Raw genomic sequence first — 14,889 nt, forward strand, 5'->3', positions numbered from 1 at the left:
GGGGAACGACCTCGATCACAGGGACGGCGGGTGCCTCGATGTCCGACGATCACGACATGACTGCCATGCCGCACGAACCGCTCACGCAGGCGGAGTTCCTGCTGGAGGGCTTCCTGGCGCTGGCACCTTCGCGCCGCGAGAACTGCGTCTGTACCGGACTGCCGACTCCTGGATGCCCTGCGACGGCGTCGCGATGGTGCTCGAGGTCACTTCGACGCGCCCGCAGGCGGACCGTGAGACCAAACGCCGCTGCTACGCCCGGGGAGGTATTCCGTTCTACCTTCTGGTGGACCGGGACACCTCATGCCTGACCCTCTTCAGAGAACCCGAAGGTGGCGACTACCAGGAGTCGCACATGGTGGCCTTCGGCAAGAGGCTTGCGCTGCCCGAGCCCTTCGGCTTCGACCTGGAGACGGCCGACTTCCTCTGAATCGGCGGGTAGCATGGTCGGCACGGCAGACGAGCCGGGCGGGCGGCCGCGTGGAGATCCTCGGATCTTCCCGAGGAACGTCCGGGCTCCACAGAGCAGGGTGGTGGCTAACGGCCACCCGGGGTGACCCGCGGGACAGTGCCACAGAAAACAGACCGCCGGGGACCTCGGTCCTCGGTAAGGGTGAAACGGTGGTGTAAGAGACCACCAGCGCCTGAGGTGACTCAGGCGGCTAGGTAAACCCCACTCGGAGCAAGGTCAAGACGGGACACTCCGGTGTCCCTGCGCGGATGTTCGAGGGCTGCTCGCCCGAGTCCGCGGGTAGACCGCAGGAGGCCGGCGGCAACGCCGGTCCTAGATGGATGGCCGTCGCCCCGACGACCGCGAGGTCCCGGGGCACAGAACCCGGCGTACAGCCCGACTCGTCTGTCGGCCCACGTGGGGAGAGCCCCTGATCAGGTTGATGCCTGGTCAGGGGCCCTTCTCGTGTGCCGGTCACCGGCGAGTCGACTCCCGGCGCGAGCCGGTGTCAGCGGCGGCAGAGGGCCGTGTCCACGACGGTTTCGACGCGCCTCGTGCCCGAGATGTCGGCCGGGATGCTCGTCACCGCGATGTTCGCGGCGTAGCCGTCGTCGGTCGCTCCGCCGCGGGTCTCGTATCCCACGATGTCGCCGCCGTGGCCCCAGTAGACGCCGCCGCACGACAGCTTCCTGCTCATGAGGCCCAGGCCGTAGTGGGCGCCGGTGTCGCCGACCGGGACGGTGGTGCGCATCTGGGCGAGCTGGGCGGCCGGGAGGAGGTCGCCGTCGAGGAGCGCGGTGAAGAAGCGGTTGAGGTCGGAGTTGGTGGAGATCATCTGGCCCGCCGCCCAGCCTGCCGACGGGTCGATCTCGGTGTACTCGCGCAGCGGCTCGCCCGCCGGCATCACGCGGTAGCCCTTCGGGTGGGGTTCCCTGATGGTCCTGTCGCCGGGGGCGGGGAAGTAGGTGTGGCGCAGCCCGATGTGCCGGACGACGCGCCGGTCGATCTCCTCGGCGAGGGGGCGGCCGGTGACCTTCTGGACGATGAGGCCGGCCAGGACGTAGTTCGTGTTGCTGTAGCTCCACTTCGTCCCGGGCCGGAACTCGGCCTTGTACTTGAGGGCGATGTCGACGAGGTCGCGAGGCTCGAAGTACCGGTGCGCGATCTCGTCGTCGCTGATGTGCGCCCCGTACTCGGGAAGCCCGCTGGTGTGCTGCAGGAGCTGACGGACGGTGATGCGGCGGCCGTCGTTGCCCTTCCCGCGCACGAGGCCCGGGAGGTAGGTGTCGACGGAGGCGTCGAGGGCGATCTTCCCCTCGCCGACCAGTTGCAGCACGACGACCGCGACGAACGTCTTGGTGTTGCTGCCGGCCCGCACCTGGCCGTCCCTCGGCACCTGCGCACCGGTGGCGAGGTCGCCGACGCCCGCGGTGTAGGTACGGGTACGGCCGTCAGGGCCCTGGACGGTCGCCAGCGCGGCGGGTTGGCCGTCGCGCACCAGACCGTTCAGGCCCTGCTGGACGGTGTCCGGCCGGGCGGCGGCGGATGCCGTGGGCGGCGCCAGGGCGCCCGTGGCCATGACGGCGACGGCCACCGCGGCCGCGGCCGCCAGCACTCCGCGGCGCCGCGTCGTGGAGGTACGGGGCCCGTGCCAGGTCTGCTCACGCATGAGTCAACTCCAGGGGAATCGTGGGGTGCTGTCGGATGGGCCGCCCGTCGACCGGGCAGGGCACGATCATGGATTCCCGGGCTCCGGCGCGCATCGCGGGAAAGCGGGAGAACGTGCTCCCCCGATCGGGGGAGGCCGCGCGTGAGCCGCCCGTACATACTGGTCGATCATGATCAAGGGACTTCGGCCGCTGCTGCGCCGCTCCACGTACTCGGGCGCGCTGTTCGCCTACGGCGCCGTTCTGGCGAGCCTTCCCCTGCTGTCCTTCGCGCTGCTGCCGGCGCTGGCGTGGCGCTCCGCTCCCGAGGGCGTGCAGATCGTCGTGGTCCTGCTCGGCTGGGCGGCACTGATCGGCCTGGTCGGTCTCGCGCGCACCACGCGGCGGGTGCTGGTCGTGTCCGCCCGACGGCTGCTGAGGGTGTCGTTGCCCGAGCCTGTCGCCGTACGCACGCCCACGAGCCGGCCCGGCGACGGGCCGGCTGCCGCCGTGCCGTCCCGCGTCGACCGCTGGCGGACTCCTCTCTGGCTGCTGCTGCACGTGGCGCTCGGATGGACGGGAGCACTGGCGAGCGGCGTGCTGCTCTTCGCGGGCCTGACCCTTCCGGGGGGTTGGCTCGACGCCGAGGTGGGGCTGAGCCTGTTCGGCCGGACGGTACGGGTGGAGGGCGGCTGGCAGAGCTGGGCGGTCGCGCTCGGCTGCCTGCTGCTCGCGGCGAGCGTGTGCGTGGTGGTGACGAAGGTCCTGCGCTGGTCGGCGCCCCGGCTGCTCGGGCCGTCCTCGGCCGAGCGGCTCGCGCTGGCGGCCGAGCGGGAACTGCGGCTGGCCGAACGCAACCGACTGGCCCACGAACTGCACGACTCGATCGGGCACACGCTCACGACGACCACGATCCAGGCGGCGGTGGCCGGCGAGATGCTCTCCGCCGACCCGGTGGCGGCGCGGGCCGCCCTGCGCAGCATCGAGGAGGCGTCCCGGGCCGCGCTGGAGGACCTGGACTACGTGCTCGGCGTCCTGCGCGAACGAGAGGCCGAGACGGCGCCGACCCGCACCCTGGCCGATCTGCCCGAGCTGCTCGACCGGTTGCGGCACACGGGCGCGGTGGTGGAGCTGGAGCTGTCGGGGGACCCGGCGCAGGTGCGGGGGACGCTCTCCCGCGCGGCCTACCGGATCCTGCAGGAGGGGCTGACGAACGCGATGCGGCACGGAGCGGGCGGTCCGATCGAGGTCCGCGTGGCGGCCGCGCCGGACCGGCTGGAGCTCGGTGTGGTCAACCGGACCGGGGACGGGCCGCGTACGAGCACGGGGCGGGGCGCCTTCCCCACGTCCGGGCACGGCCTGCCCGGCCTCGCCGAGCGCGTGCGACTGCTGCACGGCGAGATCGACGCGGGCCCGGACGGGCCGCGGCACTGGCGGTTGGCCGTCCGGCTCCCCGTACGGTTGTCGCCATGACCGGCACCGGCGGCACACCCGTCACCCTCCTGATCGCGGACGACGACGAGGTGACCCGCAGCGGTCTGCGCACCTTGCTCGCGGCACAGCCGGGGCTCACGGTGGTCGGCGAGGCCGCCGACGGCGTCGAGGCGGTCGAACAGGCACGGCGGCTGCGTCCGGACGTGGTCCTGATGGACGTACGGATGCCGCGCCGCGACGGGATCGAGGCCACCCGGCACCTCCTCGCCGGGTCGGCCGAACCGCCGAAGGTCGTGGTGATCACCACCTTCGAGAACGACGACCACGTCACCGCCGCGCTCAGCGCGGGCGCCAGCGGGTTCGTGCTGAAGCGGCTTCCGGTCCGGCAGATCGCGGAGGCGGTGCGGGTGGTGGCGGCGGGGGAGGCGATCCTCTTCCCGACGACCCTGCGCCGGATGGTCGCACCCCGACCGCTGCACTCCGCCGAGGCCCTGCCGAGGGCGGCGCTGACGGGGCGGGAGGAAGGAGTGCTGCGGCTGATGGCCACCGGCCTGTCCAACCCGGAGATCGCGGAGTCGCTCACGGTGAGCCTGGAGACGGTGAAGACGCACGTCGGGAACGTGCTGACCAAGCTCGGCGCACAGAACCGGACCCACGCGGTGGTGATCGCGTACGAATCCGGCCTGGTGGTCCCGGGGTTCGCCGGCTGAGCCCCGTCACGTCGTCGGGATCCGCACCGGAGCCGCCCCTCTGATTCCCCGCCCCGGGGGACCGGAGCGGCGGCTCTCGTGCACTCCGGGGGCGGGGCCGTTTCGTGTGCTTCCCCCATGAGGGACCCGCCTCCGGACCACGCCCCGGCACGCTTCAGAAGGTCTCCAGTGGTGCGCTATCGCCCGGGGCGACCTTCTTCACGGCAGCAGTCGACGTTGTGAAGAAGGAGAGGGTTCCCACGATGGCCTCCATCGACGTACCGCCCATCGGGGCCGAGGTGACACACGGCCATCCGGGACGGACCGCCGCCGTCGCCGCGGTCGCCGTGTTCATGGTGTCCCTGGACAACCTGGTCGTCACCACCGCGCTTCCCGAGCTCCGGGACAGCCTGAACGCGAGCCTCAGCGCCCTGGAGTGGACGGTCAACTCCTTCACCCTGGTCTTCGCCGTGCTCCTGCTGTCCGCCGCCGTCGTCGCCGACCGGTTCGGGCGCAAGCGGCTCTTCACCCTCGGCATCGCCGTCTTCACCGCCGGCTCCGTGATGTCCGCGCTCGCCCCCGGCATGGGACTGCTCATCGCCGGACGCGGTGTGCAGGGCATCGGCGCCGCGATCGTCCTGCCCCTCACGCTGACCCTCCTCTCGGCCGCGTACCCGCCGGAGAAGCGCGGAGCCGCGCTCGGCATCTGGGGCGCGGTCGGCGGACTCGCGGTCGCGCTCGGGCCCGTCGTCGGCGGTGTGGTCATCAACTACCTGTCCTGGCAGTGGATCTTCTGGATCAATGTGCCGATCGGCATCGCCCTGCTCGCCCTCGCGCCCGGCTGGCTCGCCGAGAGCCACGGCGAGCGCAAGCCGCTCGACCTGGCCGGCACCGTCCTCGCCAGCGTCGGCATGCTCGGCCTCGTCTTCGGCCTCGTCGAGGGCAACGCCGCCGGGTGGACCAGCCTGCGGGTCCTCGGGAGCTTCGCCGTCGGCGTCCTCGCCCTTGTCGCCTTCCTGGTGTGGGAGAGCCGTACCCCGTACCCGATGATGCCGCTCGCCCTCTTCCGCAACCGCGGCTTCAACGCCATCAACGGCGTCTCGCTCCTCATGTACTTCGGCATGTTCGGCTCGATCTTCCTGGTCACCCAGTACGTGCAGACCGTCCAGGGCGCCTCGCCGCTCGGCGCCGGCGTCCGGCTGCTCGCCTGGACCGGCATGACGCTCATCGCCGCGCCCATCGGCGGCATCCTCTCCGACAAGATCGGCGGCCGGCCGATCGTGATCGCCGGCATGGTGCTCCAGGCCGCGGGCCTCGCCCTCCTCGCCGCCACCGTCACCGAGACCTCCGGGTTCCTGACGCTGCTCCCCGGCTTCGTGCTTAACGGCCTCGGCATGGGGCTGTACTTCGGGCCCGCCGCCAACCTGGCGCTCGGCGCGGTACGCCGTGAGGAGGAGGGCATCGCCTCCGGCGTCAACAACACCATCCGGGAGCTCGGCGGCGTCTTCGGAGTGGCCGTGCTCGCCGCGGTCTTCGCCTCCCACGGCGGCTACACCGACGCGCACACCTTCGTCGACGGCATGGTCACCGCCCTCTGGATCGGCGCGGCGGCCGTCGCCTGCGCGGCCGTCTGGTCGCTCTGGCTCGACGGACGCAAGGAGGGGGTGACCTCCGGTGGTCAGGGCGTGACCGAGGCCAGGACCGCGGTTCCCGGTGCGGAGACCCCCGCCAAGGAGCCGGTGGGCGCGCGGGGCTGACCGACCGCCCCCGTACACAGCCCGAGCATCCCTGTGGAGGGACCCAGTTGAGGTACGAACGCGACGTCTTCATCGCCGGGGTCGGCAGCAGCGTCCCGGCAACCCGCCGGGTGCGCGACGCCGTCGCCGAAGGGCGGATCGACGAGCGCACCGCCCGGCAGATGCGGATGGACAGCGTCGCGGTGTCCGCGTCCGAGCCCGGACCGGTGCTCGCCGTCACGGCCGGCCGCCGGGCCATGGCCCACGCCGGGCTCGGCCCCGCGGACATCGACCTGCTGCTGCACGCCACCGTGCACTACCAGGGCCACGACCTGTGGCCGCCCGCCTCGTACATCCAGCGCGAGGTGCCGTGCGGCGAGGGCCCCGCCCTGGAGGTGCGGCAGATGTCCAACGGCGGCATGGCCGCGCTCGACCTGGCCGCCGGATACCTGCTCGGCGGCGACACCAGGTCGGCGGCGCTGCTCACGGCCGGAGACCGGTTCTGCGAACCCGCCTTCGACCGGTGGCGCTCGGACCCGGGCACCCTCTACGGCGACGCCGGGGCCGCCCTCGTCCTCTCCCGGCGCGCCGGGTTCGCCCGGTTGCTGAGCCTCGCCACCGTCGCCGACTCCGACCTGGAGGGCATGCACCGGGGCGACGACCCGTTCGGCACGGCGCCGTTCGGCCGGCACCCCGTCGTCGACATGGAACGCCACAAGCGGGCCTACGTCGGCGGGGCGGGCATGTCGTTCACCGTCGCCCGCGTCGCCGCCGGACAGCGCGCCGCCCTCAAGCGGGCGCTCGCCGAGGCCGACGTGACCCTGGACCGGATCGACCGCTTCGTCCTGCCGAACCTGGGGTGGCGCCGCCTGGACGCCGCCTTCTTCCAGCCCTTCGGCATCCCCGAGGAGCGCACCGTCTTCGACTGGGGCCGCACGGTCGGCCACCTGGGCGCCGCCGACCAGTTCGCGGCCCTCGCGCACCTCGCCGCCACGGGCGCGCTCCGGCCCGGCGAGCACGTCCTGCTCGCCGGCATCGGGGCCGGCTTCACCTGGTCCTGCGCCGTCGTCCGTGTCATCGACACCCCGCCGGTGCCGCCGGCTGTCTCCGCCGCCGCCCCGTCCGTGCCGCCGGCTGTCTCCGCCGCCGCCCCGTCCGTGCCGCCGGCTGTCTCCGCCGCTGCCCCGCCCGTATCCGTCCACGTGGAAGGACAAGAGAAGTGACCCGAGTCGTACGCGTCGTACGAGGAGCCGCCGAGGCGCTCCGCAGCCGCGCGGGGGTGCGCCCGTGACCCGCAGAGTCGTCATCACCGGCATCGGGGCCGTCGCCCCGGGCGGCGTGGGCGTCAAGGCCTACTGGGAGCTGCTGACCGCCGGCCGCTCCGCCACCCGCACCATCACCCACTTCGACGCCTCGCCGTTCCGCTCCCGGCTCGCCGCCGAGGTCGACTTCGACCCGCGCGCCGCCGGGCTCGGCCCCCAGGAGATCCGCCGCCTCGACCGGGCCGCCCAGTTCGCCGTCGTCAGCGCGCGGGAGGCGCTCGCCGACAGCGGGCTCGACCTCTCCGCCCACGACCCCGGCCGGATCGGCTCCACCCTCGGCAACGCGGTCGGCTGCACCACCAGCCTGGAGCGCGAGTACGTCGTCGTCAGCGACGGCGGACGGAAGTGGGAGGTCGACCACGAGTACGCGGTCGCCGACCTCTACCGCCACTTCGTGCCCAGCTCCATGGTCGCCGAACTCGCCTGGCAGGCCGGCGCCGAAGGCCCCTCCGCCGTCGTTTCCACCGGCTGCACCTCCGGCCTCGACGCCCTCGGCCACGCGGCCGAACTCATCCGCGAGGGCAGCGCCGACGTGATGATCGCCGGAGCGACGGAGGCCCCGATCTCCCCGATCACCTCCGCCTGCTTCGACGCCATCCACGCCACCACCCCGCGCAACGACGAGCCCGGCGCCGCCTCCCGGCCCTTCGACCTCACGCGGAACGGTCTCGTGCTCGGCGAGGGCGCCGCCGTCCTCGTCCTGGAGGAGCTGGAGAGCGCCCGGCGCAGGAACGCCCACATCTACGCCGAGATCGCCGGCTACGCCTCGCGCTGCAACGCGTACCACATGACCGGACTCAAGCCCGACGGACGGGAGATGGCCGAGGCCATCGACCGCGCCCTCGGCGAGGCCCGGATCTCCCCGGACGCCGTCGACTACGTCAACGCGCACGGCTCCAGCACCAAGATGAACGACCGCCACGAGACCGCCGCCTTCAAGCGGAGCCTCGGCGCCCACGCCTACGACGTACCCGTCAGCTCCATCAAGTCGATGATCGGGCACTCGCTCGGCGCCATCGGCGCCCTGGAGATCGCGGCCTGCGCGCTCGCCATCGAGCACGACGTGGTGCCGCCGACCGCCAACCTCCACACCCCCGACCCCGACTGCGACCTGGACTACGTGCCGTTGACCGCGCGCGACCACCGCACCGACGTCGTCCTGAGCGTCGGCAGCGGCTTCGGCGGCTTCCAGACCGCGATGGTCCTCGCCGACCCCGACAGGAGGAACCCGTGACCGCGGTAGTGACCGGCATCGGCGTCACCGCGCCCAACGGCCTGGGCGCCGAGGCCTACTGGAAGGCCGCGCTCGACGGGCGGGGCGGTCTCGGACCCCTCACCCGCTTCGACGCCACCCAGTACCCCACCCGGATCGCCGGCGAGGTCGACGGCTTCGACGCCGCCGAGCACCTGCCCAGCAGGCTCATCCCGCAGACCGACCACATGACCCGGCTCGCCCTGAAGGCCGCCGACGAGGCGCTCGCCGACGCGGCCGTCGACACCGCCGCGCTCGACGAGTACGGCATGGGCGTCATCACCGGCGCCTCCGGCGGCGGCGTCGAGTTCGGCCACCGCGAGCTCCAGAACCTGTGGAGCAAGGGCAAGGAGTACGTCTCCGCCTACCAGTCCTTCGCCTGGTTCTACGCCGTCAACACCGGCCAGATATCCATCCGGCACGGGCTGCGCGGCCCCAGCGGAGTCCTGGTGACGGACCAGGCGAGCGGCATCGACGCGCTCGGCCACGCCCGGCGGCAGCTGCGGCGCGGCACCGGGCTCGTCGTCTCCGGCGGCGTCGACGGGGCGCTCTGCCCCTGGGGCTGGGTCGCCCAGATCGCCACCGGCCTGCTGAGCCGCGTCGACGACCCGGAGCGCGCCTACCTGCCGTTCTCCGCCGAGGCGTCCGGCTACGTGCCCGGCGAGGGCGGGGCGCTCCTCGTCGTCGAGGAGGCCGAAGCGGCCCGCGCCCGCGGTGCCCACCAGGTGTACGGGGAGATCGCCGGGTACGCGGCCACCCTCGACCCGAAGCCCGGCTCCGGACGGCCGCCCGGCCTGGAGCGGGCGATCCGCGCGGCCCTCGCGGAGGCCGGGACCGACCCCGCCGACGTGGACGTCGTCTTCGCCGACGCGTCCGGCGTACCCGCGCAGGACCGGGCCGAGGCCGAGGCGCTCGCGGCGGTGTTCGGCGCGCGCGGCGTGCCCGTCACCGCGCCGAAGGCCGGCACCGGCCGGCTCTTCGCCGGCGGCGGTTCCCTCGACACGGCGACCGCGCTGCTCGCGCTGCGCGACGGCGTGATCCCGCCGACCCCGTACGTCGACGCCCCCGACCCCTCGTACGGCCTCGACCTGGTCACCGGCACCGCCCGCGAGGTCCGCCTGCGCACGGCCCTGGTCGTCGCCCGCGGCCACGGCGGCTTCAACAGCGCCGTCCTCCTGCGCGGGAGCGAGCGATGAACGGGGCGGCGCCCGGCCGGGCGGTCCCGTCAGCCGGAGCTACGCCCAGTGGCAGTGGCAGTGGCAGCAGCGGCAGCGGCGGCGGCAGCGGCGTTGCGGTGGACCGGGCCGTGGCCGTGGCCGTGCCCGGGTCTCCGGCGCATGGCGCCGCGCCCGTCCCCGCCCCCGTCGCCTCGCCGCGCGGCTCCGCCCCCACCCCCGTCATCCTCATGCTGCCGGGGCAGGGCTCCCAGTACCCCGGTATGGCCCACGGGCTCTACGGCACCGAAGCGGTCTTCACCCGGGTCGTCGAAGAGGTCCTCGGGCTCCTCGGGGCCGAGGGGCGCCGGGTGCGGGACGACTGGCTCGCCGAGCGGCCCCTCGTCGACATCGACGACGTCCGCCGCGCGCAGCCCCTGCTCTTCGCCCTCGACGTCGCCTACGGCACGCTCCTCGCCTCCTGGGGCGTCCGGCCCGTCGCGCTCGTCGGGCACAGCGCGGGCGAGTACGCGGCCGCCGTCCTCGCCGGGATCATGAACCTGCCCGACGCGGTGACCGCGCTCGACGCCCGCGTGCGGGCGCTCGCCGGCGCCCCGCGCGGTGGGATGGTCGCGGTGTCCGCCAGTCCGGCGCTGATCACGCCCTGGCTCACGTCGCAGGTCGTCGTCGGCGCGGTCAACGCACCCTCCCAGGTGATGATCGCCGGCCCCGAGCCCCACCTGTCCGCCGTCACCGACGCCCTGGACGCCGGATCGCTGACCTGGATGCGGGCCAAGGCCACCACCGGCTTCCACAGCCCCTCCGTCGAGGCGGCCTGCGCGAGCACCCGCCCCGCGTACGAGCGGATCGCCTACAAGGCGCCGCGGACCGTCGTGGTCTCCGGTTACACCACGCGCCCGCTGGCCGAACCGCAGCTGAGCGACCCGGGGTTCTGGGCGATGCAGCCCGCCAGGACCGTCCTCTTCGGCCCGGCGCTCAACCACCTCCTCGGCGGGGACGGACCCGTCGGCGGCGGCCCCTTCCTCCTGGTCGAGGCAGGTCCCGGGCAGGGGCTCTCCATGCTCGCCCGCCGCCATACCGCCGTCACCCGGAACGGATCGGCCGTCGTGCCCCTCTCCCCGGTGCGGGCCGGCGCGCAGCTCGACGTCAGGCAACTGGCCACCGTGGCCCGGAAGCTGCGGGACCACGGGCATCGGCTCGGGCACCGCGCCCCCACCGACCTCGTAGACCCCACCACCCCTTCCACGCGACAGCGAGAGGACCAGAGATGGACAGCAACAGCGGGCGCCGCGTAGCCCTCATCACCGGCGGCACCAGCGGGATCGGTCTCGCCTGTGCCGAACTCCTCGCCGAGCAGGGGCACGCGGTCTTCGTCTGCTCCCGCAACGAGGACGACGTCCGCGCCGTCGTCGACAAGCTGCGGAGCGCCGGCCACGAGGCCGACGGCGTCCGCGCCGACGTCACCTCCAAGCAGGACGCCAAGGACGTCGTCCGGGCCGCCGTCGACCGCTTCGGACCCCTGCACGTCCTCGTCAACAACGCGGGCCGGGGCGGCGGCGGCATCACCGCCGAACTCTCCGACGAGCTGTGGGAGGACGTCATCGAGACCAATCTCAACGCCGTCTTCCGCCTGACCCGCGAGGCGCTCACCACCGGCGGCATGCTGGAGCGCAAGGCCGGCCGGATCATCAGCATCGCCTCCACCGGCGGCAAGCAGGGCGTCGTCCTCGCCGCCCCGTACTCCGCCTCCAAGCACGGCGTCGTCGGCTTCTCCAAGGCCCTCGGCCTGGAGCTCGCCCAGGCCCGCGCCGGCATCACCGTCAACGCGGTCTGCCCCGGCTACGTCGAGACGCCCATGGCGGGCCGGGTGCGCCAGGGGTACGCCGACCACTGGGGCACCACCGAGGAGCAGGTCCTGGAGCGCTTCCAGGCGAAGATCCCGCTCGGCCGCTACTCCACCCCGGAGGAGGTCGCGGGTCTCGTCGGCTACCTCGCCTCCGACACCGCCGCGTCGATCACCGCGCAGGCCCTCAACGTCTGCGGCGGCCTGGGCAACTACTGACCCGCCCGCCACGGCCGCACCTGGCCGTGCCCGTCCGCCACGGCCGGGCCTGGCCGGCCTCGGCCGTCCGCCGTCGCCCGCAGTCTCTTCCCGGCGCCGCCCCCCCCCGCGGTGGCGCCGGCCCTCGCCACCGGAAGGAAGACCGCCTTGACCGCCACCGCCCCCACCATCCACGTCACCCGGCACGAGACCGTCGTCGCAGCCCCGCCCGAGGAGGTCTTCGCCCTGGTGGCGGACGTGACCCGATGGCCCCAGGTCTTCGGGCCCACCGTGTACGCCGAGGTGACCCAGGACGACGGCACCGAACAGGCCCTGCGCATCTGGGCCTTCGCCAACGGCGAGGTCCGCTCCTGGGCCTCCCGGCGCACCCTGGACCGGACCGCGCGCACGATCGCCTTCCGCCAGGTCGTCTCCTCCGCGCCGGTGGCCGCGATGGGCGGCGAGTGGCGCGTGGAGGCCGACGCGGCCGGCGGCTGCCGGGTCGTCCTGCTGCACGACTACGCCGTCGTGGACGACGACCCCGAGGCCGCCGAGTGGGTGGCCAGGGCCGTCGAGACCAACAGCGTGAAGGAGCTGGCCGCCCTGCGGGACACCGCCGAGGCCGCCGAGGGCGGCGAGCTGACGTTCACCTTCAGCGACAGCGAGCGGATCCAGGGCTCCGCCCGTGACGTGTACGCGTTCCTCGACCGGGCCGACCAGTGGCCCGAGCGACTGCCGCACGTCGCCGCCACCCGCTTCACCGAGGAGGACGGCGGCATCCAGGTCCTCGACATGGACACCCGCAGCCCCGACGGCTCCCTCCACCACACCCGATCCGTCCGCGTGAGCTTCCCCGAGCGGGGGCTGCTCGTCTACAAGCAGCTGAAGGTGCCGCCGGTCATGGCCGGCCACACCGGGCGCTGGACCGTCGTCCAGCACGGGGACGAGGTCACGGCCACCTCCTGGCACACCGTGACCCTGGACCCGGCCGGCGTCCGGCAGGCCCTCGGCGAGGCGGCGACGCTCACCGAGGCCCGGGCCCTGGTGCGCCACGCCCTCGGCACGAACAGCTCCACCACGCTTCGGCACGCCAAGGCGTACGCCGAGGCCGCCCGGGCGTGATCCATGGGCCCGGGGCGCTGGGGCCGGGGTCCGGCCGGGGAGTCGGCCGAGGCATCGGGCGAGGCATCGGTCAGGGTGCCGGTCGGGGCTTCGGCCAGGGTGCCGGCCGAGGCATCGGGCAGGGTGCCGGCCGGGGCTTCGGCCAGGGTGCCGGTCGGCGTCCCGGTCGGGGTCCCGGTCGGGGCGCGGATCGACGCCGTCGAGGCCGCGCTCGGTGATCCCCGCGATCCCGCCAACCCCGTCGGCTGGGCCGCGGTGCTCGCCGCCGACGAGGCGCGCGTCCTGCCCCCGGCGGGCGTCGCGCTCTACGACCGGCTCGGTCTGAACTCCGAGTTCGTGCCGGCCTCCCTCGGCGGCCGGCTGCGCGGCACCGACGAGCTCGGGCCCGTCCTGCGTGCCCTGTTCCGCCGCGACGCCGCACTGGGCGTGGGCAGCGCGCTCACCTCCTTCATGGCCGCCACCGCGGTCTGGGCCTTCGGCGACGACACCCAGCGGGCGAGGACCGCCGAGGTCCTCCTCGACGGGGGCCGCGCCACCATCGCGTACCACCGGTTCGCCCACGGCAACGACTTCGTCAGCGACGAACTGCACGCCCGGCACGCCCCGGACGGCTATCTGCTCGACGGCCGCAAGCGAGCCGTCCACAACGCGCAGGACGCCCGGCTGGTCGTGGCCTTCGCCCGCACCGGCGAAGGCGAAGGCGAGGGCGAGGGCGAGGGCGAGGGCGAGGAAGATGGTGAGGGCGAGGACGGCGGTGGCGGCGGGCATTCGCTCTTCCTGCTCGACGCGGCCGACCTCACCGGCCCCCGCGTGCGCCGCGGCGAGACCCGCCGGGCCGCCGGCATGCGCGGACTACGCGTCGGCAGCCTGGAGTTCACCGAGCGCCCGCTGCCCCGCACCGCGCTGCTCGGCAGCTGGGGCGGCGGCGTGCGCCACAGCCTCTCCGTCTTCCCGCTCATCCACGCGGCCGTCCCCTCCATGGTCATCGGGGTCTCCGACACCGCCCTGCGCACCGCCGCCCTGTACGCCGTGGAGCAGCGGCCCTTCAGCCGCCCGCTGCCCCAGGTCTCGTACGCGCGGACCGCCGTCGCGGGCGCCTTCGCCGACCTCCTGCTCGCCGACGCCCTCGCCCGCACGGCGGCCCGTGCCCTGCACCTGCTGCCGGGCGGCTCCCCGGTCCTGGCCGCCGCCGCCAAGTACCTGGTCCCGGCGGGGGTCGAGGAGAACCTCAACGCCCTCTCCGTGATCCTGGGCGGCGCCTTCCACGCCCGGGACGGCGCCTACGCCATCCTCCAGAAGCACGTACGGGACTTCCCCACGGTCACTTTCGGCCATGTGGGCAACGTCGTCTGCCAGACCGTCATGGCCCAGCACCTGGGCTGGATCGGCAGCGGCCGCTGGACCGGCGAGGCACCGCCGCCCGCCGCGCTCTTCCGCCCGGGCCCCGTGCTGCCGCTGGACCCCGCCGTGTTCACCGCCGCCGACGGCCGCGACGGGCTCTGCGCCCTGCTCGCCGAAGCACCGGGCGAACGACGGCTCGCGGGCGGCGATCCCGTGCTCCGGACCCTCCGCGCCCAGCTCGGGCTGCTCGCCGCCGAGACCGTACGCCTCCAGGAGGCCTGCGACGGTCTCGGGAGATTCGGGGCCGGCCCCTACCCGTCCCGGGTGTTCCCGCTCACCGACCGGTACGCCCTGCTGCTCGCCGCCGCCGCCGGCTTCGGCGTCTGGCGGGAGAGCCCCGGGGAAGCCCGCGCCGCCGACCCCGGCTGGCTCGCCGTCGCCCTGCACCGGATCCTGCGCCGCCTCGGCCGGGCCGCCCCGCCGCTCCCGCCCGGAGTCGAGGCCGCCCTCTGCGAGGAGGTCCTGCGCCGCGCCGCCGAGGCCCGCAGCTACGACCTCGACGACCGGGTGCTCGCGGGATGAGCGCGGCGAGCGACGGGGGGCCGATACCCGCACCCCGGCACGTACCCGGACCCGGACCCGGACCCGTACCCCGGCATGTGCCCGGTCCCCGCGGGCCG

At 74.1% G+C, this 14,889-nt stretch carries 11 protein-coding genes, 1 other RNA gene and 1 pseudogene; 12 read left to right on the plus strand and 1 reads right to left on the minus strand.

The window, feature by feature from the left end; translation table 11 throughout:
- Positions 1 to 118: 118 nt before the first annotated feature.
- Together ACFWWU_RS22520 and rnpB are read left to right on the plus strand one after the other, a co-directional pair.
- Positions 119 to 430, plus strand: a pseudogene (locus tag ACFWWU_RS22520) (Uma2 family endonuclease); the annotation flags it as partial.
- Between the two features lie 30 nt (positions 431 to 460).
- Positions 461 to 859, plus strand: an RNA gene (gene rnpB / locus ACFWWU_RS22525) — RNase P RNA component class A.
- 100 nt (positions 860 to 959) lie between these two features.
- Here the strand turns inward: rnpB and ACFWWU_RS22530 are convergent.
- Complete coding sequence (locus tag ACFWWU_RS22530) at positions 960 to 2,120, minus strand: serine hydrolase domain-containing protein (RefSeq protein WP_384147605.1); 1,161 nt, start codon at positions 2,118 to 2,120, stop codon at positions 960 to 962.
- A gap of 169 nt (positions 2,121 to 2,289) precedes the next feature.
- On the opposite strand from ACFWWU_RS22530, the gene ACFWWU_RS22535 reads away from it, so the two are divergent.
- The 10 genes from ACFWWU_RS22535 (at position 2,290) to ACFWWU_RS22580 (ending at position 14,791) form a co-directional block, all read left to right on the plus strand.
- Positions 2,290 to 3,570 (plus strand): histidine kinase, encoded by a 1,281-nt coding sequence (locus ACFWWU_RS22535; RefSeq protein ID WP_384147606.1) that lies wholly within the window; start codon positions 2,290 to 2,292, stop codon positions 3,568 to 3,570.
- The gene (locus ACFWWU_RS22540) at positions 3,567 to 4,241 is read left to right on the plus strand and encodes a response regulator (protein ID WP_384147607.1); all 675 of its coding nucleotides are present in this window, start codon (positions 3,567 to 3,569) and stop codon (positions 4,239 to 4,241) included. The genes ACFWWU_RS22535 and ACFWWU_RS22540 overlap by 4 nt, the downstream gene beginning before the upstream one ends.
- A gap of 242 nt (positions 4,242 to 4,483) precedes the next feature.
- Positions 4,484 to 5,977, plus strand: coding sequence for a DHA2 family efflux MFS transporter permease subunit (locus tag ACFWWU_RS22545; RefSeq protein WP_384147608.1), 1,494 nt, complete (start codon positions 4,484 to 4,486; stop codon positions 5,975 to 5,977).
- Between the two features lie 47 nt (positions 5,978 to 6,024).
- Positions 6,025 to 7,179, plus strand: a complete 1,155-nt coding sequence (locus ACFWWU_RS22550; RefSeq protein WP_384147609.1) for a ketoacyl-ACP synthase III family protein — start codon at positions 6,025 to 6,027, stop codon at positions 7,177 to 7,179.
- 64 nt (positions 7,180 to 7,243) lie between these two features.
- On the plus strand, positions 7,244 to 8,512 hold the full coding sequence (locus ACFWWU_RS22555; protein WP_384147610.1) for a beta-ketoacyl-[acyl-carrier-protein] synthase family protein: 1,269 nt from the start codon (positions 7,244 to 7,246) through the stop codon (positions 8,510 to 8,512).
- Complete coding sequence (locus ACFWWU_RS22560) at positions 8,509 to 9,726, plus strand: ketosynthase chain-length factor (protein ID WP_384147611.1); 1,218 nt, start codon at positions 8,509 to 8,511, stop codon at positions 9,724 to 9,726. The genes ACFWWU_RS22555 and ACFWWU_RS22560 overlap by 4 nt, the downstream gene beginning before the upstream one ends.
- Complete coding sequence (locus ACFWWU_RS22565; RefSeq protein WP_384147612.1) at positions 9,723 to 11,000, plus strand: acyltransferase domain-containing protein; 1,278 nt, start codon at positions 9,723 to 9,725, stop codon at positions 10,998 to 11,000. The genes ACFWWU_RS22560 and ACFWWU_RS22565 overlap by 4 nt, the downstream gene beginning before the upstream one ends.
- Positions 10,973 to 11,767 (plus strand): SDR family NAD(P)-dependent oxidoreductase, encoded by a 795-nt coding sequence (locus ACFWWU_RS22570; protein ID WP_384147613.1) that lies wholly within the window; start codon positions 10,973 to 10,975, stop codon positions 11,765 to 11,767. Before ACFWWU_RS22565 ends, ACFWWU_RS22570 begins: the two co-directional genes overlap by 28 nt.
- A 147-nt stretch (positions 11,768 to 11,914) precedes the next feature.
- Positions 11,915 to 12,868 carry an aromatase/cyclase gene (locus ACFWWU_RS22575; RefSeq protein ID WP_384147614.1) on the plus strand — a complete coding sequence of 318 codons (954 nt, stop codon included), beginning with the start codon at positions 11,915 to 11,917 and terminating at the stop codon, positions 12,866 to 12,868.
- 123 nt (positions 12,869 to 12,991) lie between these two features.
- Entirely contained in the window at positions 12,992 to 14,791 is a 1,800-nt protein-coding gene (locus ACFWWU_RS22580; protein WP_384147615.1) for an acyl-CoA dehydrogenase, read from the plus strand.
- Positions 14,792 to 14,889: the final 98 nt, after the last annotated feature.

The sequence above is a fragment of the Streptomyces sp. NPDC058650 genome, from assembly GCF_042717315.1.
Taxonomy (GTDB): domain Bacteria; phylum Actinomycetota; class Actinomycetes; order Streptomycetales; family Streptomycetaceae; genus Streptomyces.